The sequence below is a fragment of the Amycolatopsis japonica genome (assembly GCF_000732925.1).
GTDB classification, from domain to species: domain Bacteria; phylum Actinomycetota; class Actinomycetes; order Mycobacteriales; family Pseudonocardiaceae; genus Amycolatopsis; species Amycolatopsis japonica.
This window is the reverse complement of sequence record NZ_CP008953.1, coordinates 3,019,074-3,044,201: the sequence shown is the minus strand read 5'-3', so window position 1 is coordinate 3,044,201 and position 25,128 is coordinate 3,019,074. Positions and strand designations below refer to the sequence as shown.

Below are 25,128 nucleotides of genomic sequence, written 5' to 3'. Positions count from 1 at the left end.
GGCTACTATGCGCCCTATGACAGACGGTTTCGAAGAAGCGTGGTCGCTCGCCGAACCCGTCAAGGGCTGGATGACGCGGGATCAAGGCCTCGCCCTGTGGAACGCCGCGTGCCGGCTCGACAAGGGCGATCTCATCGTGGAGATCGGCAGCCACCAGGGACGTTCGACGATCGTGCTCGCGAGCGCCGCCCGCACGGTCGGGGCTCGGGTGGTCGCCGTCGACCCGTTCGTCGACGGCCGGTTGTTCGGCGGATCGCCGACACGCCAACGGTTCGAGGCGAACCTGAGAAAGGCCGGCGTCGAGGACGTCGTCGAGCTCGTGGCGGAGTACAGCACGAAGCTCCGACCACGCTGGGACCGTCCGATCCAGTTGCTCTACATCGACGGCAAACACGACTACTGGACCTACACCGACGACCTGCGCTGGTCGGCGAACCTGGCCGACGGTGGGGAAATCCTGGTCCACGACTGCTTTTCCTCGATCGGTGTCACCCTGGGCACGATCGCGAAAGTCCTCTTCGGACGGCGGTACACCTATCTGGACCGCGCGACCTCGCTGGCCCGGTTCCGGCTCTCCCCGCCGTCGGCGAAGGACAGGCTGCGCGTGCTCGCCCAGCTGCCGTGGTTCGTACGCAACGTCGGGATCAAGATCCTGCTGCGGCTGCGCCTGGCTCCCGTCGCGAAGATCTTCGGCCACGACAGCCCGTACGACCCCTACTGAGTGAGCGGTCTACCGACGTCGACCTTGGCGACGCAGACGGGAGCCCCCTTGGCGGACAACTGAAAGCCGACCTTGTCGAACAGGCCCTCGATCGGCAGGTACATCGTGTGCAGGCCCGGCTGGAACCACACCGGCACGCGGGTTCCGTCGCGATCCACGAACCCTTCGCCACCGTCCGAGGTGAAGTAGTCGATCCGGAGCAGGTACCGGCCGAGAACGGGCGTGTCCAACGGAACCCGCACCAGTTGCTCGCCGACGGTGTAGCCACAGCCCGGCACCGGTCCGGACAGTCCGCGGGAAACCGGTTCCACGCCGGTGATCGTCCTCGCGGTGCCTGAATCGTCCAAAAGGGACATCCGGCTGGTCGGTTGATCGAACTGGAACCCGGGGATCAGGCCGACCACCCGGGAGGCGCGGGCGTTCTCGCCGAACCAGCCGTGCAGGACGTCGTTCGGTACGGCCGTGTCGAACAGGACGAGGTCGGGGTCGCGTTCGATCGAAGCGCGCGCGTTGGCGAGGAAATCCCGGGAATGTTCGAACCGTAGTCCGGGCGCCAGCCGGGAGAAACCCACGGCGGAACTCGCGATCAAGGCGAGACACAACGCCAGGGCGACCGGGCGTTTCGCCGAGGACAGCACGGGATCCGACGGCCGGTCGAGCGGTTTGGGCTCCAGGAAGGCGAAAGCGAGACACAGCGCGACGACGAGCGCCAGATCCGCGACGTAGCGGGGATCGCTGCCCAGTTCCGGTCCGACCTCGGTGAGCCTGGTGGCCGCCGAAAGACCGATGTCCGCCACGAACACCAGGCCCAGCAGGATCCACGCCTTCCGGGCCCGGAGCCCGCCGACGCGAATCCCGAATGCCAGAACCGCGACGGCCACGAGCAGCAGCACGATCCGCACCACCACGGGGGAAGCGGCGAACGTCGCGCCGGGGCCCGGCCCCGACCAGGGCCCACCGACCAGCCCGGGGATCAGCGTGTCACCGAGCATCCGGCCCGTCATGTCCGCGACCGTGCCGACAGTGACCGGGCCGCCACCTTGCCCGACCTGACTCGTGGTCAAGGTCAGGAACACTGCGGCGTAGCCCGCGAGGACGGCGGCGAGGACACCCATCAGGACGAGGTGGCGGCGTAAGGAAGTCCCGAGCAGCACGGTGATCCCGGCGATCAGCACCGGGATGAACACCGCCTTTTCGTAGAAGGCGAGCCCGAAGACGGTCCAGGCCACGGTGGCGATCGCCCAGCGGCCGCCGTCGGCGAGATACCGCACGTGCGCGTGCAATGCGGCGGTGGCGGCCAGCAGCACGGGCGCGACCTGGATGGCGTACGCCCACCACAGCGTCGGAACGAGCAGCAAGGTCGACGTCGTGAACATCGTGAACGGGACGAGAATCCCCCACCGGTGCCCGAAACAGCGCACCAGTACCGCCCACAGCAGCACCGACGCCGCCGCTTGCATCAGCAGGACCGGTGCCATCAGCACGGCGAAGTTCAGCGGTGCCCACGCGGTCAGCACGTCGGCGAGCAGGAAGCCGCCGGGAGCGAGATGGCCGTGGTAGTCCTGGAAAAAGTAGCCGAAGTCGAACGGGCCCGCCTTCGCGGCGTGATAAGTGATGACGAAGTCGTCTTGCGCGAGGCTGCCGCGCAGCGCGGCCCACACGTGCAGGACGAACGGGATCACGCCGGCCGCGAACGCGGCGAGCGCGACCGGCGAAGGTCTTTTCCCCCGGAGGGCCACGGATCGCCTCAATTCTTGCAGGTCGGCGGCTGGCACATGATCTTGCTCAGCGCCTGGTAGAAGACGTCCGAGATCTTCCTCGGATCGGGGGTGGTGAACGATTCCCCGCCGGTGGCGGTGGAAACCTGCCGCAGTTCGGACGCGTCGATATCCGGCCCGATGCCGATGCCGATGACCGGCAACGGTTTCCGCGGATCCTGCAGCTTGCCCAGTTCCTCCAGCAACCGGGGCAGCCCGATCGTTTCGCTGTCCTCGTTGCGCCCGTCGGTGAGCACGACGACCAGGTTGATGCGGCCGGGTTTCCAGTTCTGCCGGGCGTTCTGATACGCGGCGAGGATCGAATCGTAGAGCCCGGTCGCGCCACCGGCTTTCGGCCGCACGGCTTGGAGTTGCGCGACACCACCCGAGGCCTTCTGCTCGGCGATCGTCTTCATCGGCAACAGGACACGATGGTCCTTGTCACCGTCCAATTTGGTCGAGAACAGCCACAAACCCAGTTCTGTCGTGGGTTTGAACAGGCCGAGCCCCTGCGTCGCGGCCTGCAGGGTGAGGTCCATCCGGCTCTTCCCCGTGCCCGGCACGGCGGCGGCCATCGAACCGGAGACGTCGAGCAGCACCTGGACCCGGGCGCTCAGGTTCGTCCCCGCCCAGGCCTGCAGGACGGCGTACAGCTCCGCGACCGGCGGGGCTCCCGGTGGGAGCGGTGCCGGATCGGTCCGGCTGTCCCGCGCCCGCGGCACGGCGAACTGACCGTTGGGAGCCCGGAATCCCGCGTCGGCGAAGATACCGCCGGCGAGCGGGTCGAGCAGCAGTCGCAGGAAGCGTTCCGCCGCGGTCCTCGACGCTTCGGACGCCTTGGGCAGCACGACATACGGGTAGTCGAACCCCTGCACCGGGACGCCCGGGTACGCCGCCACCAGATTCCGTGCGAGGACGGATTGCTCGGTCGCGGGAAAGGCGGCCGGGAACCGGTCCGGCGCCGGGTTCAGTTTCCGCATGGTGGCGGTGAACGCCGCGGCCGGATCGGGCTCCTTCTCGGTCAGCTTCCGCAGCGCGAGCAACGTGCCGACGCCGAGCGGATCGCGCGCCGGATCCGGGATCCCGATCGGCGCTCCGTCGAGGATCTCCTGCCACGAGGGGGTTTTCCCCGGCCAGCCGAACCGCCGCGCGGTTTCGTCGGGAAGTCCCAGTACCACCGGGGAATTCGCCACCGACTGACCGGATTCCGGCAGGTTCCACGCACCGGCGTCCCTGGCCTGCGACAACATCGTGCTCGACTCGGGAATCCAGACGTCGGGCCCGCCGGAGGCGGTGGTGCCGAGCAGGTCGGCGGTCTTGGCCGATTCGCTCGCGGTCACGTTGACACTGAAGCATTCTTCCTGCGGCACGGTCTTCGCGAGCCGCGTGAGCACCGGCGCCACGTCGGGCGCCGCGGTGATCTCGACCGGCGTCAGCGCGTCACATCCGTTGCCCGCCAACCGGGCCCGCAGGTAGTCGACGCCCCACCAAGCGCCGAGCGCGATCACCAGCAACAGGCTCAAGACGACCACGGGCGCGTTGAAACGCCCGCCACGCCTCGGGCCGTCCTGCATGTGCGTGCCTCCGAGGTGCGGGGTGAGGACCTGGGATGTTGCCCAATCCGCCCGCGAACGTCAACCCTCGGGTAACTTAGCGCCTCCCGTTGCGGCAAACGGCCTAACCGAACCCGGAACTCGCGTGATCGGACAACGATCTCGCGTGATTGAAGACGGAACTCACGAGTTCCGCCTCCAATCACGCGAGTCACGGCCCGAAGCACGCGTGATCGGCCTAACCGAAATACCGTCCGGCGCCGATGTGGGCTCCGACGGACTGCCACCAGCCCGCGTCGCCGGTCGAGTCGATGCCGTCCGCGATCACCGTCACGCCCGCCATGCTCGCGGTGTCGATGAGGTTCCGCAGCGTGCGTTCCGCGAGTGGTTCCGTCCGCCGCTCCACCAGCCGGGGAGCGATCCGGACCGTCCGCACGGGCACGTCGACCAGGCAGACGACGTCGCCGCCCGCGCCGAAGCCCTGCAGTTCCGCGTCCACGCCGATCTCGGCGAGGAGGTGCAGATTGTCGACCGTCTCGCCCACATCCGAGAGCACGGCCTCGGTGGGAAAGCCCAGCCGGAGCCGTGACGGCCCGAGGCCGGTCGCGGCCAGGATGGTCCGCACCGACCCGACGAGATCGGGATCGGCCGCCTGATGCGGGGTCAGCCCCACCACCATCGGGAGCCTGTCGTCCGATTCCTCGCAGGCGGTGCGGATGAGCCATTCGCCGAGCGGCACGATCAGGCCGGTCTCGTCGGCGAAGCGGACGCAGGTGTCGTGCCCGATCCGGCCGTGACGCGGATGGTTCCACGCGAGCCTCGCCTCGATACCCGCCGGCCTGCTGTCCGCGAGCCACGTCAGCGGCCGGAAGCCGACCTCGATCTCACCGGTCTCCCAGGCACCCGCCATGGAGACGGCGAGGCCGAACTCGTGCCGCTCCCGGCTGTCGAGCACGGAATCGGACAGCGCCCATTGCCGGTAGCCGTTGGCCTGCGCCCGGCGCAGTGTCATGTCCGAGACGCGCAGCAGTTCGTTCGGCGCGATGTCCCTCGGCGGCCGGTGCACGACGCCGACACAGGCCGAGACCGCGACGCCGCTGCCGCTCTCGAGGTAGACCGGTTCGGACAGCTCCTGGTTGATCATGCCGATGACGGTGGCGACGTCCGGGCTGGTCGCGGTGTTCTGGATGAGGATGCCGAATTCGTCGCCGCCGATCCTGGCGACGAGCGCGTCCTCGCCGCCGACGACGGCCCGCAGCTTCGCGGCGACGTTCTTCAACAGATCGTCGCTCTGCTTCTGGCCGAGCCCGCCCGCGATCAGCGAGAACCCGTCCAGATCGAGGTGGTAGACCGTGACGCCGAAGGACGGGTCGGCGTGCCGCAACGCCTTCTCCAGGCGGGTGCCGAAGCATTGCCGGTTCGGCAGGCCGGTGAGCGGATCGTGCAACGCCTGACGGCTGAGCTGTCGCTGCAGCAGCGAGACGTCCGTGTCGCCGTCGACCAGGGTGATCAGCTGCTGGGCCTCACCCGCCGGATCGCGGATGACGGCGCCGGTGAACGCGGCCCACGGCGGTTCCTCGTCCTCGGTCACGAGTCTTCGCGACAGCTCCAGCCGCTGGCTCTCGCCTTCGAGGAGCTTCCGGTAGCCCTCACGCAGGCCGTCGGCGTCGTCCGGATGCACGAGGTCGTAGAGGTTGAGCCCGTTCAGATCCGCGACGGGCCGGTTCAGCATTTCGGCGAACGCCGGGTTCACCCGCTGGACGCGGCCGTCGACCCTGGTGACGGCCACGCCAGTCGCGGAGCCGGTGAACAGCTGCTCGAAACGCGCCTGGGTCAGCACCAGCTCACGCCGTGTCTCGCGTTCGAGCGTGACCAGCGTGCGGCTCAGATCCTCTTGCTGTGTCTGGATGCTCTCGCGCAACGCCTCGCCGTAGCCGGACGCGAGCGCGCCGAGCACCTGCAACACCCGTTCGGGGAGCGACTTCACGCCCCGCAACTCCGGTTCGTGCAAAAGCCCCTTGCCGAGTACGTCCATCGTGCGACGCAGGCTGTCCGGCCCGACGCACCTGAGCGCGACGAGCCGCGCGCCGGCTTCGGTGGCCTGCGCGGGCTCGGCGTCGCCGCTCAGCACCGCGTCGAAGACCTCGTCCAGCAGAGCGGCGAAATGCTCTTCGATCTGGGCGTGGGTATACGGAAGATACGCCGTACCGGTGACCAGGTAGGCCCACTTGCGGGCCAGCGTGGCGCGGGTCGGCGCGGCGTTCTTCCGCTTCGGTGCCGCGGAGGATGAAGTTGGCTTCGGGGCGTCCGGCGATACGGGGAACTCATCGCCGTCCGGAAGTGGGGCAGTCACGTCCGCCGGTCCTGGGGTCGCTTTCGTATTCCGTGGTGGAGGAACATCCTCCACGATTCTGAAGCCGTACTCACGGTTTGACGGTCACCCGATCGGGTGGTGACCCTACGGTACTGCAACACCGACCTTTTCCCTCAGCCAATCGCGGGTGGCGTCCCGATACTGGGACGCGTTGCGATGTAACGCCAGCGAATGTCCGGCACCGGACAGAACATACGTGGAAAGCTCGGCTTCGGGCCGGTAGTACGGCGCTTCCGCCGGACGCAGCGACTCGGCGCTCGAACAGTCGCGAAGCGAGAAAAGGCCGCAGAACAGGATGTCCTCGGACCCGACGGCCTGGAGAACGGGAACCCGGATCGCTTTCGTCGCGGGCAACACGATGCCGAACACGGCGACGGTCCCCATTCCCGGGACCGAAACCTGATCCTTGGTCGCCTCATCCGCCTCGATGACCTGGGGGTCGGTATTTTCCGTCGCGTAGAACAGTCCGGCACGCGCTCCCGGTTTCGTCGTGAAATAGAGCGGATCGCTGCCCAGCGAACCGAGTCGGCCATCGGTGAACGCGGGCTGAAGACCGAAAAGCACCCCGAACGTCAGCGCGGGAACCGACGGCAGATGCGTCATTCCGGTGAGGATCACACCGTCGACGTCCTGATACGTCGAGGCCTCGGCCGCCACGATGCCCGAACCGACCGAATGCCCGACGATGACGACCTTCTCGAACGGCGTGCCGCCGACCCGTCCGGCGCGCAGGTGACCGATCACCTCGTGCATCGACCGCGCCAGCACCGGCAGCAGGAGCGGAAGGCTGACCGGTTTGCTGCTCCCGCCCGAACCGAGCTGGTCCGCGGCGAACGTCGCGTAGCCGTGTTTCGCCATGTCCCGCTGGTAGGAATAGCGATCCGGGTCGTAGGGCAGGTCCCAGTAGGCGCTGTTGTAGGTGCCGCCGTGCACCAGCAGCTGGACCGCTTCGGGCGCCGGCCCCTCGGGCAGGCAGAACCGGCCGTGCACCGTGGCGGGTTCGCCGAGCGGGCCGGTGACCGGCAGATCCAGATCGGAACAGCGGACGTCGACGGCCTCGGCCGGGGCCGCGACCAGGAAACCGCCGAGGAGCACGCAGCAGGTGGCCACCGCGGTGGCCAGTTTGAGCGGCATTCTCACAGAACCCTCTCCGGAATCGGGACGCTCGGAAGGAGCATGAACCCTACACCTGGTGATCGAACGCTCACCGTCAGCCTCGGGTTCGCGGCCGCGCGATCATCGGCAACCGGTTCGGCTGCATCGTCGCTTTGATCTTGGGGAACACCTTCACCCCCGGCACCGGTTCCAGCCGCCACCGGGCGCCGATCGTCGCCGCCACCAACGCGATCTCCGTGGGAGCGAACTGATGTCCGGGACACAGCCGGGCGCCTGCGCCGAACGGGATGAACGCGCCCTTCGGCACCTCGGCGGCGCGCTCGGGTTCCCAGCGATCCGGGTCGAACCGTTCGGGATCGGGGAACCAGCGCGGATCGCGATGCACCGTGTGCTGGCTGACCGCGACCTCGGTCCCGGCGGGGATGCTTACGCCGCCGAGTTCTACGTCCTCCCGCGCCCGCCGCATCAGGATCACCGGCGGGGTCCGGCGGACGACCTCGTTGATGATCCGCTGCGTGTAGACCAGCCGCGGCAAGTGGTCGAACCGCGCGGGCCCGCCCGCCAGCACCTCGTCGACCTCGGCGTGGAAGCGGCGCTCGATGTCCGGCCGTGCCCCGATCTCGTGGAAGAACCACGCGAGCGCGACGGCCGTGGTCTCGGCGCCGGTGGTGAGGATCGTGATGACCTCGTCCTCCACCTGCCGGTCGGTCATCCTCTCGCCGGTCTCGTCGTCCTCGGCCAGCAACAACATCGACAGCAGATCGCCCTGATCGCCGCCCTTCTCGCGCGCTTCGAGGACGGCGTCGCCGATGACCCGCCGCAGCCTCGCGGCCGCCGCGTCGAACTCGCGGTTCGCCGGGATCGGCAGGCGTTCCACGAACTTCGGCGAGAACGCCCGGACCATGACGTACTTCAGCATGATCGGGATCGACCGCTGGATCTCGGTGAGCGCGTCGTCGCCGAGTTCGGTGGAGAACAGCGTGCGCCCGGAGATGGTCAGCGCGAGTTCCTGCATACGCCGGTCGAATTCGACGACCTCGCCCGGTTTCCACGAGTCGGCAAGGTCTACAGCGAGCTTCGTCATCGTCGTCTCGGCGTAGAGTGCGATCCGGTTTCGCTGGAACGCGGGCAGCATCATCCGACGTTGCCGCTGGTTGAAGGCACCGTTGGAAGTCGCGAGCCCGTCGCCGAACAACGGCCGCATCTTGTCGAACACGATGCCTTTGTCGAACTTCCCCGCGTCGACGGCGAGCAGCCGCCACGCCAGCTCCGGGGTCGTGACCAGATAGACCGGCATCGGGCCGAAGTCGAGCCGCACGACGTCGCCGTGCGAACTCAGTGAGGACAACAGTTTCAGCGGGTCACGGAGCATCGGCACGGTATGCCCCAGTACCGGCCACCGGCCCGGTGCGACGGCGACGTCCGGAGGTGTTGCCATCGTGCTCGTCTCCCGGTGCCTGGACGCTGAACCCGGTCACCTTAGGACCGCGAGACCGCGGAGGGGCTTCCGCCGCCGCACATCCACACGATCGGACGATGGCAGCCCGGTCCCGCGCGGCCGCTAGACTCCTGTGCCCCAACGGATCCCAACCGAACGGCGGCGACGACGGTGACTTCGAACCTGAGCTGGGTGCCTCCCGAGGTCGACACGACCGTGCCGAATCCCGCCCGGGTCTACGACTACTGGCTCAACGGCGACCACAACTTCCAGGCCGACCGTGAGCTGGGCGAACAGATCCTCAAGATCATGCCGGGTATCCGCGACGCGGCCCGGCTCAACCGCGCCTTCCTGCGGCGTGCCGCGCTGCACATGGTGGAGGCGGGGGTGCGGCAGTTCCTCGACATCGGCTCCGGCATCCCGACCGTCGGCAACCTCCACGAGATCGTCCAGGGGATCGACCCGTCCTGCCGGGTGGTCTACGTCGACCGCGAATCGGTCGCCGTGGCACACGCCAAACTGCTGCTGCGCGGCAACGACCGGTGCGCGGCTATCCAGGCCGACCTCCGCGACGCCAACGACATCCTCGACGCGCCCGAGACCAGGGAACTGCTGGACCTCGACCAGCCGATCGGCCTGTTCATGTTGCTGCTGCTGCATTTCGTGCCGGATTCGTGGGAGCCGCACGCCATCCTGGCCCGCTATCGGGAGCGGATGGCCTCCGGCAGCTTCCTGGCGATTTCGCACGTCGCCGCCGACGCGAACTCGAGCGGCCTCGACGAGGCCATCGAGGCGTACAAGAGCACCCAGAACGACCCCATCCCCCGGACCCACGACCAGGTGCTTTCGTTCTTCGAAGGCTTCGACGTCATCGAGCCCGGCGTCGTCGGCTGCGCGATGTGGAACCCCCAGGGCGCCGGCGACATGTCCGAAGACCCGGAGATCAACTCGCTGCCGTACGCCGGGGTCGGCCGGAAACCCTGAGCCCAGGATGTCAGGAAAGGGTCGTTCAGGACGAAAGATGTCCTGAACGACCCTTTCCTGACGTTTCCCCCTCGCCTCCCCCGGATCAGGGCAGCACGTCGGTCACGGTGTCCTTGATGACCTGCCACTTGCCGTGCTGGCGTACCAGCGTCAGGCTGATCGTGTAGTGCCGGTTGATGTTCTGCGACGGCACCTTGTAGTACGCGTCGAGGATCGCGAAGCCCATCTTGCAGTCCTCGACGACGGTGTGGGTCACCGTCCACGGCATGCTGTACTCGTACGGCACCTTGAACTGCTCGTTGACCACCGGGTCGACGTTGGCGTCGTAGCCGATGAACAGCTGTCCCCGGCGACCGACGGTCACCATGTCCCGGTGGATGATCGCCCGGTAACGCGCCTCGTCGCGTTTGTTGAAGCTGTCCATGTCCTCCCAGACCGCGCGGTCGAACGCGCGTTGGCAGGCCTGTCGCTCCGACTCCGCCTGCTGCTCTCCCGCCGCCGCCGCGGCGGGCACGCCGATTCCCGCCGCGGCCACGACCAGCCCGGCCAACGCCGCGTAATACCGCTTGCGCATGGGGTTCTCCTCATCACGTCCGTACTCCGTCCAGCAGGAGATTCGCCGGGCGGCGCATCACAGCTGCATCACTTCCGCACCGGCCCCGGCGCGTGGCCGGTTAACCTCGCGGAAGGGGGTGCGATGGAGTTCCGGATCTTGGGGCCGGTGCAGTGCCGGAACGGGGCACGACCGGTGAAACTGGCGGGTCCGCGGCAGGAGCGGATCCTCGCCGCGCTGCTGCTCGGCGCCGATCGCGTCGTCTCGGTCTCGCGGCTGGTGGACGTCGTCTGGGACGAGGATCCGCCCGCCACCGCCACCCGCCAGATCCGCAACCTCACCACCGCGTTGAAGCGCACGCTCCTCGCCGAGGGCGCCGCCGACGACGTCTTGACCGCCGAAGGGCCGGGCTTCGTCCTTCGTCCGGGCTCCTTCGACCTGCGCTCGTTCGAGGCGCACGTCTCGCGTGGGGAGTTCCGCGAAGCTCTCGCGTGCTGGAGCGGACCGGCTCTGTCCGGTGTGGATAGTGCGGCTTTGCGAGGCGAAGCCGAAGAACTCGACGAGCGTCGTCTGTCCGTTGTGGAACGTTGCCTCGACGAAGAGATCTCCGCCGGGGAAGACTCCGTCGCGGAGCTGACGGCCTTGGTCGCCGAACACCCGCTCCGGGAGCCGTTCGCCGGCTTGCTCATGCGCGCGCTGCACCAGCAGGGCAGGCAGGCCGACGCGCTGAACGTCTACCGGCAGGCGCGGACGCGACTGGTGGAGGAACTCGGGATAGACCCCGGCCCGAAGCTGCGCGAGCTCTACGAGCGGATCCTGCGCGACGAGCCGGAATACGGCAAGACCCGCTGCTTCCTCCCTTACGACGTCCCGGATTTCACCGGACGCGAGGCCGAGATCCGCCGCCTGCTCGACGCCGTCCGGCTCGGGCGCCCGGTCGTCGTCGACGGGATGGCCGGTGTCGGCAAGACGTCGCTCGCCGTCCACGCCGCGCATCGGCTCGCCGCCGATTTCCCCGACGGTCAGCTGTTCGTGGATCTGCACGGCCACTCCCCCACCCGCGAACCGCTTCCGCCCGAGGCCGCGCTCGAAGCCCTGCTCGGGCAGCTGGACATCCCGGCTTCGCGGCTTCCCGGCGGTGTCGACCGGAGGGCCGAGCTGTGGCGGACCAGGACGGCAGGCCGGTCGCTGCTCGTGGTGCTCGACAACGCCGCGAGCGCGGAACAGCTGCGGCCGCTGGTGCCGGGTTCGGCGACGGTCGCCCTCCTGGTCACCGGGAGGCGCCGCCTCGCCGCGGTCGACGGCGCCGCGTCGATCAGTCTCGAAGTGCTGCCGGACGAGGAGGCGGGTGCCCTGTTCGCGGCGGCGTCCGGGCGACCGGACACGGGGGTGGCCGCGTTGTGCGGCAACCTGCCGCTGGCGATCCGCATCGCGGCCGCCCGGCTGCAGAATCGTCCACAGTGGACCGTTCAGGCCCTGGCCGAGCGGCTGGGCTCCGAACACGACCGGCTGGCCGAGCTGAAGGTCGCCGGACGGGACGTGGCCGCGGCCTTCGCACTGTCCTATCGGGAACTCGATGCCGCGCAACAGCGCATGTTTCGTTTGCTGGGGCACAATCCCGGTGCCGACATCGGCGTGCCCGCGGCGGCCGCGCTGGCCGGCATCGGGGAACGCGAGGCCGAACGTCTGCTGGAGGACCTGCTCGACGCCCACCTGGTCAGGCAGCCTGCGCTGGGCCGCTACGCGTTCCACGACCTGATCGCCGAGCACGCCCGCAACGCCGCCCGCGACGAGGAATCCGGTCCTGCCGTGCGTCGGCTCCTCGATCATTACCGCGACGGAGGCGGCCTTGACTGGTATCGGACGGAACGGGCGAACCTCGTCGCGGTGACCCGGCACGCGCTCGATGCCGGTCTGGACGAGTACGCCTGGCGGATCGCCGCGGACACCGCGGACCACCTCCGGGAAAGCGGGCACCTAGACGAACTGCTCGACGTGGCACGGACGGGGATCACCGCCGCCCGCCGGATCGGTGACCCGCAAGCGATCCAGCTGAGCCTGGCGAGCCTCACCCTGGCGTTCTGGGAAAACGGGCGGCTCACCGAGGGAATGGATTGCGCCCTCGAACGGCTGGACGTCGTCCGCGCGTCCGGCGACCGCGGGGCCGAGGCGATCGCGCTGTCCAGGGCGGGCGCGCTGCACGGCATGCTCGGCCGTTACCCCGAGGCGATCCGGTTCTACCGTGACGGCCTGGCCGTCGTCGGCGAGACCGGCGCCGCCACACTGTGGACCAATCTCAGCAACGCCCAGGAGGTCCTCGGCAGGCTGGACGACGCGCTGGCCTCCGCCCGGCGAGCGGTGGACCTGCGCGAGGACGAGCGCGGCGTGATCCTGAGTTCGGCCCAGCTCGGCCTCGTCCTGTCCCGGCTCGGCCGTTTCGGCGAGGCCTTCGAGGTCATCGAACGGTCGATCACCGCCTCGCGGGATCTCGGCTACCTGTTCGGCGAGGCGTGGAGCCGGATCGACCTCGCCGACGCCCTGCTGCTCGCCGATCGCCCCGGCGACGCGCGTGAGCAGGCCGAACACGCGTGCGCGATCCTCACGCGGCTCAACCACCCGTTGTTGCTGGCGATGGCGGCCAACAGCCTGGGCACCGCCTGCCTCGCGCTCGGTGAAACGGAGACGGGCCTCAAGCGGCATCGGCTCGCGCTCGAAACGGCGAAGCGGATCGGCTACCGGTTGCAGGAAGCCCGCGCGCTGGCCGGATTGGGACAGGTCGGAGCCGCGCGGGAGCACTACGCCGCGATGGGCCTGCCGACCGAACCCACCAGCAGGGAGACCACGGCGAGCGCCGCCGTACTCCACAGCAACAGCACGACACCCGCGCCCTCGACGACCAAGCCGCCGGCGAAAGCGCCGAGGGCTATCGAACCGGTGAACACGCCGACGTAAAGACCGGTGACATGCTCGACGCGATCCGGTGCGAGGGCGGTCATCCACAGTTGCCCGCCGACCGACAGTCCGCCGTAGGCCATCCCCCACAGGGCGATCGCGACCCCGGCGATGAGCGCGGAGGCACCGAAAAGCGCCAGAAGCCCGAGCGCGACGGCGATCCCGGCCGCCAGCAGCAGCACGGTCGCCCGCGGCCTGCGCCCGGCAGCGGCTCCGGCCACGAAGTTGCCGATCAGCCCGAAAAAGCCGTAGACGAGCAACAGCGAGGCGATCGCGCCCGCCGGCATCCGCGGTAGTTCTTCGAGGACCGGACGCACGTAGGTGTACGCGGCGAAATGCGCGGTCACCAGCAACACCACCACGGCGAGGCCGGTGACCACGGCGGGACGGAACAACGAGCGGCGCTGTCCGGTGCCGGTCTCTTCGACGACCGCGGGACGGCGAAGCTCGGGCAAGGCCAGCAGTAAGGCGGGAGCGAGCAGCGACGCGCACACCGCGAGCGACCAGAAGGCCGCACGCCAGCCGAAAGCGTTGCCCACGAACGTGCCCAACGGCACTCCGAGCACCGAGGCGGCGGCGACGCCTCCGACGGTGAAGGAAACCGCCAGTGCGCTGTCGCGAGCCGCGACCAGCCTGATGGCCACGGCCGAAGCCATCCCCCAGACGGCGCCCATGCCGACCCCGAGCACGATCCGCGCGATCATGAGCAGCCCGAAATCGACGGCGATCGCGGTCAGCCCGTTTCCGATGGCCAGTACCGCCACGGCCGCGGCCAGCACCCGGCGCCGGTCGAGATCCCCGAGCAGCCGCGGCACCACGGGAGCGGTGACCGCCGAAACCAGACCGGTGACGGTCAGGCTGAGCCCGGTCGCCCCCGCGGAGATGCCGAGACCGTCCGCCATCGGGGTGAGCATCCCGACCGGCAGCATCTCGGCGGTCACCACCAGGAACGTGCTCAGCGTCAGCACGCCGACGGCGACCCATCGCGACAGGACCGGATCCGGGTGAGAGACAGAGGAACTCATGCCGTCCAGCCCATCACCGCGCGGCACCTGCGAACAACGACGTCTTCCTCATCGATCGATGAGGAAAGCTCATCGATCCGGTGTTATCTTCCGAGGATGCACCAGGCGCATCTGCAGCAGATCGAATGCCTGCTCACGCTGGCGGAGGAGCTGCATTTCGGGCGTACGGCGGAACGGCTCGGCTACTCGCAATCGCGAGTGAGCCAGCTCATCGCCACGTTGGAGACGAAGGTCGGCGCGCGGCTGGTCGAGCGCACCAGCCGCAAGGTCGGGCTCACCCGCGCCGGCGCGCAGTTCGTCAAAGAGATCCGGCCCGCCCATCGCACGCTGCTCCGCACCTTCGAACGCGCGCGTGAACGGGCGATGCGCGGCGCCGTCGAAGAACTGCGGGTCGGATTCACCGGCATGGTCTACGAGGAGGTCACTTCGATCTTCCGCGCGCTACGCGAGCGGCACGGCGTGGCCGTGCACACCCACGACGTCCCGCTCGGCTCACCGTTCACCGCCGTACTCGACGGCGAGATCGACGCCGTCATCGCCGAACTCCCGGTCCACGAAAGCGAGCTCACGGTCGGCTTCCTGTTCCCGCCGCAAGACCAGTACGTGATGGTCGGAGCCGATCACCCCATCGCGGAGCGCAAGTCGATCGATGCGGAAGATCTCGCGAAACTCGATCTGCTCCACCGTGCCGGTGACGGACCCGGCTACTGGAAGGCCGCGCGCACCCCGCCCGCCACTCCGTCGGGAACACCGATTCCCTCGACCGCGGGGATCACGACCATCCAGCAAGGAATGGCGCTGGCAGCGTCCGGGACGCACACGATGCTGGTGTGCCGTCCGTTGACCGAACAGCACACTCGCACCGATCTACGTTATGTCCCGGTCCGCGGCCTGGAAGAATCCAGCCAGCTCGGTCTCGTCTGGCGGACCGGCCACGTCAGCCCATCGCTGACCGCGCTGGCCGAACTCCTCGAACAGGCCGAGCCCGTCAGCCGAGAAACCCGGTGAGCAGCTCTCGCAACGTGTCCGGCTGGTGGAGGACGCCGTGGTCCTGCCCTGCGACGGTGGCATACCGCGCGCCGGGGACCGTGTCGGCGACCGCGCGGGTGCCCGCCCGCATCCAGGCGTCGCTCTCCCCGCCGTCGATGACCAGCGTGGGCACCGAGATCTTGGCCAGCCGGTCCGCGGGCAGCACGTTTCCGGGACCGCAGAGCGCAAGGTCGTAGGGCAGCGTGTGGGCGAGGCCTGTGAACCATGCCCAGAACGGGTCGTTCCGCATCCCCTTGACGACCTCTTCCGGCGTCGCGGTCCCCTCGACGAGGAACAGTTCCGCCGCGCCGTCGCGGTCGCCGTCGGCGATCAAGGCACGGACGCGGTCGAAGAGGTCGGCCGCGGGCCTCTCCCGGCTGTCGTCGACGACGTACGGCGGCTCGTACACGGCGAGCTTGGTCATGGCGACGCCTCTGGCGGCCGCCTCCAGCCCCAGCACCGCACCCGAGGAGTGCCCGAACACCGCCGCCGAACCACCCACGTGCTCGATCAGCGCGGCGAGATCCTCGACCTCGCGCTCCACCGAATAGACCGCGCCGGCACCGCTTTCGCCCCGGCCGCGCCGGTCATAGGCGATCACGGTGTGCTCCGGCGACAGGGTCGCGGCCAGCCCGGCGACGGTCGTCCGGTCGTTGAACGCACCACCGACCAGGATGACCGGCGTGCCCTCCCCGGTGCGGTCGAAGGCGATCGGGGTGCCGTCGGCCGAAGTCACGGTCTCGAACGAGGTGGTCATCAGGTCCTCCGCAGGGTCGCTTCACTCTAGCTTCGGCACTGGGTCGGAGCGGATGACCACCGCTCGACATCACTTCCGGAGATTTCCGAAGAATTCGCGGAGTTCGGCCACCACGTCGCCCGGCACGGCCATCGCGACCATATGGCTCGGGCTCTCGTGATCCGCCCAGCGCACGACGTCGTTCTTCCGCGAGGCGATCACGCGCAACGCGGACGGCCCGCCGTGGGAGACGCCGGTCGGCACCGCCGTCTGGTCCATCGGCATCGCGGCCTGCCCCTCGTAGTACGGCCACAGCGAGGTGCCGCCGGTCCCGGTCAGCCAGTACAGCGTCGCGTTGGTGAGGAGCAGGTCGCGGTCGATCGGCTCGGCGGGCGCCGTGCCGTCGGGCCAGCCGTCGAACTCCTTGAACCGTTCCACCAGATACGCCAGCTGCGCGACCGGCGAATCGAGGAAGCCGAAACTCAGCGTCTGCGGCCTGTTCGTCAGGTACGGCGCGTATCCGCTGCCGCCCGCGAAACGCTCCATCAGGCCTGCCAACTCGGCCTGATCCTGTTCGGTGAGCCCGTCGAAGTCGGCCGGGTCGCCCATCGGCACACCGAGCCCGGACGTGATGTGCGAGCCGATGACGTGCTCGGGCGCGTGCGCCGCGAGACAGGGCGTCACCAGCGCGCCGGCGTCGTTCCCGTGCGCGCCATAACGTTCGTAACCGAGGCGGCTCATCAGCTCGGCCCAGGTCCGCGCCACCCGCGCGATGTCCCACGGACGTTCGTCGGCGGGCTCCGGGAACGGCGAGAAACCGAAGCCCGGCAAGGACGGCGCGACGACGTGGAAGGCGCGCGAGGGGTCGAGACCGTGGGCTCGCGGGTCGGTGAGCGAGCCGAGGACGTTCAGGAACTCGGCGATCGAATTGGGCCAGCTGTGCGTCATGATCAGCGGGATCGCGTCCGGTTCCGGCGACCGGACGTGCAGGAAGTGCACGCGCTGGCCGTCGATCTCGGTGGTGTACTGCGGGAATTCGTTGAGCTGCTTCTCCCACGCGCGCCAGTCGTAGCCGTCTCGCCAGTATTCGGCCAGGCCCTTGAGGTACGCGACCGGGACGCCCCGGCTCCACTCGGCACCGGGCAGCGCCGACGGCCAGCGGGTGCGGGCCAGCCGGTCGGTCAGGTCGTCCAGATCGGACTGCGGGATGTCGATGCGGAACTGCTCGATGTCGGTCATGAGGTGACCGTAGGGCTCATTCAGGCCAGATCCTGACCTAAATCCCCCTCGCATTTAGTCGACTAAACGCATCCACGTTCGCGTCCGTCCGTGAAGGCCTCCTTCCCTACCCTGAAAGTAGCGAAGGGGCCCTTCACGACGAGGCCGCCTCTGTTCAAGGCGTGCCCCTCGTCAGGGGCGAAGGGAGCTTTCCCTGCATCCGATGCGACGAAAGTCCCCTTCGCAACACTGTCTTTGGCCCACCGTGGCGACCGCCGCATTCGTCCGTGAAGGCCTCCTTGAGGGACCCAGAGTCCCTCAAGGAGGCCTTCACGGACCGGCGTCTCCTCGCATTTGGTCGGCTAAATGCGGACGGTCTGCGTGGCGCCGAAGGTGTCCTTCACCGGCACCTCGAAGGTCTTCCGCCGCACGGTCACGCGCACGACTTCCTGCCGCTGCGTCGGATCCGAAACCGCCAGCCGCCAACCGTTCCCGGTCCGGCCCAGCGCCACCGACGCCGGACCGGACACCGACACCTCGTCGACCGAGCCGGCGGCGAAGAAGTTCGCCAGCAGGGTCGCGTCCCACAGCCGGACCGCCTGCACGGTCGCGGTGTTGGACCGCACGCGCCACGACCAGGCCGAAGCGATCGTCTGCAGCACCGACGCGGTCGGCAGGACGGCGTACGCATACGTCGCGTTCGAGGGCTTCGCGCCGTGTTCGATGACCAGCTTCTGGTAGCGCCGCGTGTACGGCACCGTGGTGCCCTTGGTGTTGGCGCCCTTGTCGATGTCGCGCCAGGTCCCCGTCCGGTCCTCGCGCAGCGCGGTGACCTCGGCGTCGTCGAGCAGGACGTAACCGCCGACCCGTTCGAGATGCAGCCATCGCCTGCGCCGCAACGACTCCGAGCCCCCGACGAGATGCCCGTCGGCCAGCAGAACCCCGGTGCCGTTCTCGCCGAGGTTGCGGTTCTCGATCGTGGTCCGGATCCGCTCGCCGGAGGAGTCGGTGATCCCGGCACCGAGGCACACCACGCCCGATAGCGTGAAGAACCATGACTTCTTCGCGGTCAGCGTGCCGTCCTGCGAGACGAAGTCGAGGGCGTGCGCGCCGTGCCGCGCGTCCCAGCGGACACCGCCGCAGTGGTCCTTGCCGGTCAGCGGTACCGACTCCAGTTTCGGGGTCGGGCCGCTCTTGGTGGTCGTCCCCGGCAGCAGCTGCGGATCGACCGTCGGCCAGTAGGCGTCGGTGAAGTGCCCCTTCGCCTTGGGCAGGAACAGATACAGCGAGCCGTCACCGACGTACCAGCCGTGCAGGTTCATCGAGTTGATCGACTCGTACCGCGAGATCCGCGTCGAGGCGACGCCGAGCGAGGCCGACCAGCCTTCGGTGATGTGCACCATCCGGTCCTGCTGGCCGAACACGCGATGCGTCGCGACCGTCGGTGTCGCCCGCACCTTGGTCGCCAGCAGCTCCTGTGCGAACTCGATGCCGGGGATGCCGACGAGGTCCGGCCCCGGCGCGAACCGCTCGGGGTCGGGGATCTTGAGATACGGCGCGAAAGTGTCCTCGGTGATCCACTTCGCGGCGAGACCGCCGAGCTCCTCCTTGCGCTTCCCGCTCGCCGACCGGGCCAGCAGGACCACCGCTCCGGTGAGCTGGTGCCCGATGTCGTGCGCGGATTCCCCTTGCCGGGAAAGGAACCGGCCGCGGACCGACTCCATCAGCGCGCCCGCGTACACGAACGGCGCGAACGTGTCGGAGACCAGCGCGTACGCCGCGTCGCGGACGTCGGCGGGCAGTTCGAACTCCGTGCCCTTGGTGACGTGGATGGCGGACGCGATCGCGGTGAGCAGGATGATCCCGTAGTGCCCGGGATACGGCACCGAATCGTGCTGCAGGAACGAGCCGTCGGTGTGGAAACCGTCGCCCGCCGCGCGGTGGAGTTTGGCGATGACACTCGCCGCTCCCCCGCCTTCGACATCGGTGAACGCCGCGACGCCGCGCTTGATCCGCTCGGCGTCGCCCAGCATCGCGCCGGAGACGAGGGAGATCGTCGACTTGTCCGCGCGGTTGGCGCCGGTCTCGACGACACTCGGGTTGTTCGTGCGGAGGTTCGGGTTGCCGGAGAATTTCAGCACCGGCTTCAGATACTTGGCGAGCTCGTCCTGGGTGAGCTCGTCGGCGACCGTCGCAAGGATGTGCAGCAGGTAGAGCGGGATGCCGATCTCGTAGGTGTACCAGTTGCCGATCTCGGCGGTCTTCTCGCTGTACTGATCGCTGCTGTACAACAGTTCCAGCGCGCCCTTGATCCGGGCGAGCACGGCGGGATCACCCGCGAGCGCTCCGCCGGGAGTGCCCCAATTGACCGCGATCGCCCGGAGCCGTGCGTACATCGACGTCGTGAAGTCGCTGCCGGGGCCGAGCGGGAGATCTCTCCACAGTGGACCATCGCCAACCGTCATGCTGTCGTGGTAGGCCTTCGCGACCCTGTCGAGGTTCGCCAGCGCGGCCGTGCGCTCCGCCGACGGCCGGTTGATACCGGTCTGCAGTTCGCGATAGCCGGTCACGATGGACGACGAGCCCGGAGCGACGGGCTGCGCGGACGAAGTGCCCGCGAGTGCCGAGGTGAGCGCCACCGAAGCGGCCGCTGCCGCGCCTCCCCGCAAGGCCGTTCTCCTGTCGAAGTTACCGAATCCGGGCATGACAGTGCCTCCCAAAGGGTCGAAAGACGGCGATCAAGGGCGGCGGCGGGTGCTGAGGCTCGTGAGTGGCAAGGACGGTTGGGGCCGTCCTTGCCACTCATGAGGTTTACTGGCGCTTCCCGTCGGTCCTGCGGGGCAGGTCCCACGGGTTGTTCTCCTGCAACGGTTCCGGCAGCAGCGCGTCGGGGAAGCCCTGCCAGGCGATCGGTCGCAGGAACCGCTCGATCGCGGCAGTGCCGACCGAGGTACTGGCCGGCGCGGTGGTCGCCGGGTAGGGACCACCGTGTTCCTGTGCCCACGTGACGGTGACGCCGGTCGGCCAGTCGTTCCACAGCAGACGGCCGGCGACCCTGGTCAGCGACGGGAGGACCGGACGGATCCAGTCCACATCGGACTCTTCACCCTGGATGGTCGCGGTGAGCCCCGGTTCCATCACCCCGAGCAGGCTGATCAGCTCGGCCTGGTCGGTGTAGGTGACGATCAGCGAAGCCGGGCCGAAGCACTCCTCGCGAACCGTGTCGGCGTCGGCGAGGAACGCCTTGGCGGTGGTGGCGAGCAACGTCGCGCCGTGCGAGATCCCTTCCGCGCCACCGGATTCCGACAGCACCTCGACACCGTCGACGTCGCTGAGCTTCGCCAGTCCGTCGGCGAAGCCCGCCGCGATGCGCTCGTTGAGCATCGGCTGCGCCGGGATCGCCGCGACGGCCTCGCGCAGCGTGTCTTCGAGGCCGTGGCCCTCGGGCAGGAACAGCAGCCCCGGCTTGGTGCAGAACTGTCCGGCACCGAGGGTGAACGAACCCGCGTAGCCCTTGGCGATCGCCTCACCGCGCGCGTCGATCGCGCCCTGGGTGACGACGACCGGGTTGACGCTGCCGAGTTCGCCGTAGAACGGGATCGGCGACGGCCGCGAGGTCGCGATGTCGAACAGCGCGCGCCCGCCCGGCACGGAACCGGTGAACGACGCCGCCTGGATCCGCGGGTCCTTCAGCGCCGTGACGCCGTTCTGCTGGCCGTAGATGACCGCGAAGATCCCTTCCGGCGCACCGGCCCCGACCAGCGCGTCGCGCAGGACCTCGCCGGTGCGGGCGGACAGCTCCGGGTGCCCGGAGTGTGCCTTGAGCACGACCGGGCAGCCCGCGGCCAGCGCCGACGCGGTGTCGCCGCCCGCGACGCTGAACGCGAACGGGAAGTTGCTGGCGGCGAACACCAGCACCGGCCCGATCGGGGTGAGCAGACGGCGGATGTCCGGCCGCGGTCCCATCGGCCACGCGGCGTCCGCGTGGTCGACGGTGGCACCGAGGAACTCGCCGTCCGCCAGCACCTCGCCGAACAGGCGCAGCTGGAACGTCGTGCGCTTCAGCTCGCCCTGCAGCCGCGGGGAGGCCGGGAGATGCGTCTCCTGGTTGGCCAGCGCGATCAGCTCTTCGGCCGCCGCGTCGAGGGCGTCCGCGGCCGCGTTCAGCCATCCGGCGCGCTGGGCTGGGGTCGCGGCCGCCGCCGTGCCTGCCGCATCGGCGGCGGCCGCGAGGATCTGTTCGAGCGTGGCGGGATCCGTTGCCTGGCTCATGATTCTTGCTTCTCCTAGAGTTCTTGCGCGGCGCTGACGGCGGCGATGAGATCCGCCCAGCGCCCCGGGCCGGCGAGGCCGAGGTGGTACAGGTGCAGCTCGGTGGCGCCTGCCTTGCCGAGTTCGGTGGTGTAGGCCTCGATGTCGGGCACCGGGCTCGCCGCCACCGCGGTGATGTAGCTGCCGACGGCGACCTTCTCCGGCAGTTTCGCCCGTGCCGCCGCGACCGCGTTCACGCTGGGGTGACCGGGTGCCCAGTTCTGCAGCACCACCGCGTCGACGTCGTCCGGGGCCGACGGCGTCAGCCCCGGCAGCGCGCCGGTGACCCACGGGTCCATCGCGCCGTGCAGCACGATCCGGGGCCCGGACGGGATCTTCTCGAGCACCGCGCGCCGGAGGGCGTCGGTCGCGTTCTGGCGCGTGTCGAGCAGGACCTGCCGCAACGTGGGCAGGATCTTGTCCTCGGTGGCACGCAGGTCACCGCTGTCGATCAGCCGCCGGACCTCGGCCCGCAGCTTGCCCAGCGCCTTCGCCGGATCCTGGCCGGCCGCGGCCCAGGCGTCGAGACAGTCGTCGCAGCAGCAGATCGACAGCAGCCGCGCCACCGCCGGCGACCAGACACCGTCGGTCTTCTCGTGCTGGTGCTGGTGCACCGCGCCGAGCGGACCGCAGGCCTCGAGGACGACCGTGGCGAAGTCGAGCCCGGCGAGGCTCTCCGCCGTCACGTTGGCCGCGTACTCGCGGACCGCGGGTACGCCGGGACACAGTGCCCACGGATACCGCTCGCCGAAACAGTTGCGCACGGTGAAATCCGGGAATTCCGTGCCCAGCTGGGAGTTGTGCGTCAGCACGACCCACGCCGCGGCCGGGATGCCCGCCTCGTTCAGCGCCCGGACGGCGTCGCCCGCGCTGTCGCGGCTTTCCACCCAGTCCGGCTCGGCGGGCTTCAGCTCACCCCACGCCTCGTCGCGCACCGGCCGGTACAGCGCCGCGTGCCGCGCGACGACCGAGGTGCGCTCGGGCGACCAGGGCGTCGCCGCACGGGCGCTGTGGTACGACACGGCGACGGCGACCTCGTCGACGCCGAGTTCCCGTACACGCTCGACGAAGCCGGGATCGTCGACGACGTCCCAGGGGTAGGCGTATCCGGTGACCTTCACCTCGTCACCACCGTGCCGTGTTCGGTTCGAAGCTTCCGACGAACTTCCGCATATAGGTCACGTCATCCCGTTTGGTCTGTCCACTTCGGACATAGTCTTCATGGGCCCGCGCCAGCGCGTCGGGGTCGAGCTCGACCCCCAGCCCCGGCTTGTCGGGCACCGCGACCGCACCGTCGACGAACTCCAGCGCACCCGGGGCGATGACGTCGGCCGTCTTCCACGGCCAGTGGGTGTCGCAGGCGTAGGTCAGGTGCGGCGTCGCCGCGGCCACGTGCACCATAGCGGCCAGACTGATCCCGAGATGACTGTTCGAATGCATGGAAAGGCCCACGTCGAAGCATTCCGCCGTGATGGAGAGGGCCTGGGTGTCCCGCAGACCACCCCAGTAATGATGGTCCGAAAGTATGACCCCGACCGCTCGCTGCCGGAATGCGGGCTCGATGTCCGCGAAGCGCACGACGCACATGTTCGTGGCCAGCGGCATGTTCGCCTTCTCCGCGACGCGCGCCATGCCCTCGATACCCGGCGTCGGGTCTTCGAGGTACTCCAGGACGCCGTCGAGTTCTTCGGCGACCCGGATCCCCGTCTCGACGGTCCACGCCGCGTTCGGGTCGATGCGGAGCGGGTGGTCCGGGAAGGCGTCCGCGAGCGCGCGGATCCCGTCCATCTCCTGGTCGGGGTCGAAGGCGCCGCCCTTGAGCTTGATGGAGCCGAAGCCGTACTCCTCCACCATGCGGCGCGCCTCGCCGACGAGCGCGTCCGGCGTGGTCACCTCGCCCCAGGAGTCCTCCTCGGCGCCGATGTGGGCGCCGAACTTGTAGAACAGGTAGGCGGAGAAGTCGACGGCGTCGCGCGCCTTGCCGCCGAGCAGGTCCACGACCGGCCTGCCGAGGTAGTGCCCCTGCGCGTCGAGCGCGGCCACCTCGAACAGCGAGTACACACTCGCCACGGTCTTGCTGACGGAGAAACCGCCGGTGAGCCCGTGCGCGTCGGCGAAGACGACCTCGCCCAGCGTGGTCGCGACCTTCCGGCGGAGGCCGGGCAGGTCGAACACGTCGTGTCCCTTGAGCTCCGGCAGCACCTTCCGCACCTGGTCGAGGAACGCGAGGTCACCATAGGACTCGCCGAGGCCGACCACCCCGTCCTCACAGATCAGCTGGACGACCCCGCGCAGCGCGAACGGCTCGTGCACACCCATCGCGTTGAGCAGCGGAGGGTCGGCGAACGCGACCGGGGTCAGGACGACGTCGAGAACCTTCATCGTCAGGCACCGGCCTCGACGGACTTGAGGACGGCGAATCCGTCGTCGATGATCTTCTCCAGGCGGGCGATCTGGTCCGAGGTGGGCTCGACCAGCGGCGGCCGTACCGAGCCGACCTTGTCCCCACGCAGCCGCGCCGCGGCCTTGACCAGCGACACGGCGAAGCCCTGTCCCTCGTCCCGCAACGCGACCAGCGGGAGGTAGAAGCCGGCGAGCAGCGCCTCCATGACGGCGTCGTCGTTCTCCGCGAGCGCGCGGTGGAACCGGGCCGCGATCTCGGGCGCGAAGCAGTGCACGGCCGAGGAGTACCGCGCCACGCCGACCGCGGCGTAGGCGCGCGCGGAGACCTCCGCCGTCGGAAGACCGTTGAAGAACAGGAAATCCTTGGCCCGGTCGGTGCCGACGGAGCGGATCGTGGTGATGATCCGGCTCATGAGTTCGACGTCGCCGAAGCCGTCCTTGATGCCCACCACCGACGGGATGTCGAGCAGTTTCACCGCCGAGTCCGGGGTGAACACGCCGGTGGAACGGTGGTAGACGATCACCGGGATCGACGAATCGCCGACGGCGTACCGGACGTGGTCGACCAGCCCGGACGGCGGGCCGGTGACCAGGTACGGCGGCAGGAGGAGGACGCCGTCCGCGCCGCCCGCCTCCGCCGCCGCGATCCCGGCACGGGCCGAGGCCGCACCGCCGCCGGCGCCGACCCAGACGGGCACGCGCCCGGCCACGACCTCACGAGCCTTACGCAGGATCGCTGCGTGCTCGTCCGGGGACAGCGAGCTGAATTCGCCCGTACCGCAGGCGACGAACAGCGCACCGGCTCCGGCGGCCACGTGGCTCTCGACGGTTTCCGCGAACGCGTCGAGGTTGAGTTCCAGCCCCTCGGTGAAGGGGGTCAGGGGGAACGCCAGTAGGCCGTCGAGTTCGATCTTGGGCTGTGCCATGGATTTCTCTTTCGTTCTTTGTGGATGGTCCC

17 protein-coding genes and 1 pseudogene are annotated in these 25,128 nt (G+C 69.2%); 4 read left to right on the top strand and 14 right to left on the bottom strand.

Annotated features, from left to right (window positions below):
- Positions 1–16: 16 nt before the first annotated feature.
- Positions 17–721: a class I SAM-dependent methyltransferase gene (locus AJAP_RS14440; protein ID WP_038511667.1), complete on the top strand. Its 705-nt coding sequence runs from the start codon at positions 17–19 to the stop codon at positions 719–721.
- Here AJAP_RS14440 and AJAP_RS14435 read toward each other — a convergent pair.
- From AJAP_RS14435 to AJAP_RS14415, 5 genes are all read right to left on the bottom strand, one after another.
- Positions 715–2,460 carry a hypothetical protein gene (locus AJAP_RS14435; protein WP_038511664.1) on the bottom strand — a complete coding sequence of 582 codons (1,746 nt, stop codon included), beginning with the start codon at positions 2,458–2,460 and terminating at the stop codon, positions 715–717. The genes AJAP_RS14440 and AJAP_RS14435 overlap by 7 nt on opposite strands.
- Before the next feature lie 8 nt (positions 2,461–2,468).
- Positions 2,469–4,052 carry a substrate-binding and VWA domain-containing protein gene (locus AJAP_RS14430; RefSeq protein WP_038511662.1) on the bottom strand — a complete coding sequence of 528 codons (1,584 nt, stop codon included), beginning with the start codon at positions 4,050–4,052 and terminating at the stop codon, positions 2,469–2,471.
- A 217-nt stretch (positions 4,053–4,269) separates the two neighbouring features.
- Positions 4,270–6,384 carry a putative bifunctional diguanylate cyclase/phosphodiesterase gene (locus tag AJAP_RS14425; RefSeq protein WP_038511659.1) on the bottom strand — a complete coding sequence of 705 codons (2,115 nt, stop codon included), beginning with the start codon at positions 6,382–6,384 and terminating at the stop codon, positions 4,270–4,272.
- 105 nt (positions 6,385–6,489) lie between these two features.
- Positions 6,490–7,539, bottom strand: coding sequence for an alpha/beta hydrolase (locus tag AJAP_RS14420; RefSeq protein WP_143202363.1), 1,050 nt, complete (start codon positions 7,537–7,539; stop codon positions 6,490–6,492).
- A gap of 76 nt (positions 7,540–7,615) precedes the next feature.
- Positions 7,616–8,959: a cytochrome P450 gene (locus AJAP_RS14415; protein ID WP_038511653.1), complete on the bottom strand. Its 1,344-nt coding sequence runs from the start codon at positions 8,957–8,959 to the stop codon at positions 7,616–7,618.
- Positions 8,960–9,130: 171 nt separating this feature from the next.
- Between AJAP_RS14415 and AJAP_RS14410 the strand changes: the two genes are divergently transcribed.
- The gene (locus tag AJAP_RS14410; RefSeq protein ID WP_037348237.1) at positions 9,131–9,943 is read left to right on the top strand and encodes an SAM-dependent methyltransferase; all 813 of its coding nucleotides are present in this window, start codon (positions 9,131–9,133) and stop codon (positions 9,941–9,943) included.
- Between the two features lie 85 nt (positions 9,944–10,028).
- Here AJAP_RS14410 and AJAP_RS14405 read toward each other — a convergent pair whose 3' ends face one another.
- Positions 10,029–10,517 carry a hypothetical protein gene (locus AJAP_RS14405; RefSeq protein WP_038511650.1) on the bottom strand — a complete coding sequence of 163 codons (489 nt, stop codon included), beginning with the start codon at positions 10,515–10,517 and terminating at the stop codon, positions 10,029–10,031.
- 123 nt (positions 10,518–10,640) lie between these two features.
- On the opposite strand from AJAP_RS14405, the gene AJAP_RS14400 reads away from it, so the two are divergent.
- Complete coding sequence (locus tag AJAP_RS14400) at positions 10,641–13,448, top strand: AfsR/SARP family transcriptional regulator (protein ID WP_038511647.1); 2,808 nt, start codon at positions 10,641–10,643, stop codon at positions 13,446–13,448.
- 20 nt (positions 13,449–13,468) lie between these two features.
- Here AJAP_RS14400 and AJAP_RS44790 read toward each other — a convergent pair.
- Positions 13,469–14,362 (bottom strand): annotated as a pseudogene (locus AJAP_RS44790) (MFS transporter); the annotation flags it as partial.
- Positions 14,363–14,569: 207 nt separating this feature from the next.
- Here AJAP_RS44790 and AJAP_RS14395 point away from each other — a divergent pair.
- Complete coding sequence (locus AJAP_RS14395) at positions 14,570–15,481, top strand: LysR family transcriptional regulator (RefSeq protein ID WP_038511644.1); 912 nt, start codon at positions 14,570–14,572, stop codon at positions 15,479–15,481.
- Here AJAP_RS14395 and AJAP_RS14390 read toward each other — a convergent pair.
- The 7 genes from AJAP_RS14390 to AJAP_RS14360 all read right to left on the bottom strand — a co-directional run bounded on the left by AJAP_RS14390 (position 15,462) and on the right by AJAP_RS14360 (position 25,096).
- A complete protein-coding gene (locus AJAP_RS14390) occupies positions 15,462–16,259 on the bottom strand; it encodes an alpha/beta fold hydrolase (RefSeq protein WP_038511642.1) in 798 nt (265 codons plus the stop codon). The two genes, AJAP_RS14395 and AJAP_RS14390, sit on opposite strands and share 20 nt — an antisense overlap.
- Positions 16,260–16,328: 69 nt before the next feature.
- Positions 16,329–17,477, bottom strand: coding sequence for an epoxide hydrolase family protein (locus tag AJAP_RS14385; RefSeq protein WP_038511639.1), 1,149 nt, complete (start codon positions 17,475–17,477; stop codon positions 16,329–16,331).
- Between the two features lie 341 nt (positions 17,478–17,818).
- Positions 17,819–20,161: a polysaccharide lyase 8 family protein gene (locus AJAP_RS14380; protein ID WP_038511636.1), complete on the bottom strand. Its 2,343-nt coding sequence runs from the start codon at positions 20,159–20,161 to the stop codon at positions 17,819–17,821.
- Between the two features lie 106 nt (positions 20,162–20,267).
- Complete coding sequence (locus AJAP_RS14375) at positions 20,268–21,728, bottom strand: aldehyde dehydrogenase (NADP(+)) (RefSeq protein ID WP_038511634.1); 1,461 nt, start codon at positions 21,726–21,728, stop codon at positions 20,268–20,270.
- Between the two features lie 14 nt (positions 21,729–21,742).
- On the bottom strand, positions 21,743–22,888 hold the full coding sequence (locus AJAP_RS14370; protein WP_038511631.1) for a hypothetical protein: 1,146 nt from the start codon (positions 22,886–22,888) through the stop codon (positions 21,743–21,745).
- Positions 22,889–22,892: 4 nt separating this feature from the next.
- On the bottom strand, positions 22,893–24,149 hold the full coding sequence (locus tag AJAP_RS14365) for a glucarate dehydratase family protein (protein ID WP_038511628.1): 1,257 nt from the start codon (positions 24,147–24,149) through the stop codon (positions 22,893–22,895).
- 2 nt (positions 24,150–24,151) lie between these two features.
- Positions 24,152–25,096, bottom strand: coding sequence for a 5-dehydro-4-deoxyglucarate dehydratase (locus AJAP_RS14360; protein ID WP_038511625.1), 945 nt, complete (start codon positions 25,094–25,096; stop codon positions 24,152–24,154).
- Positions 25,097–25,128: the final 32 nt, after the last annotated feature.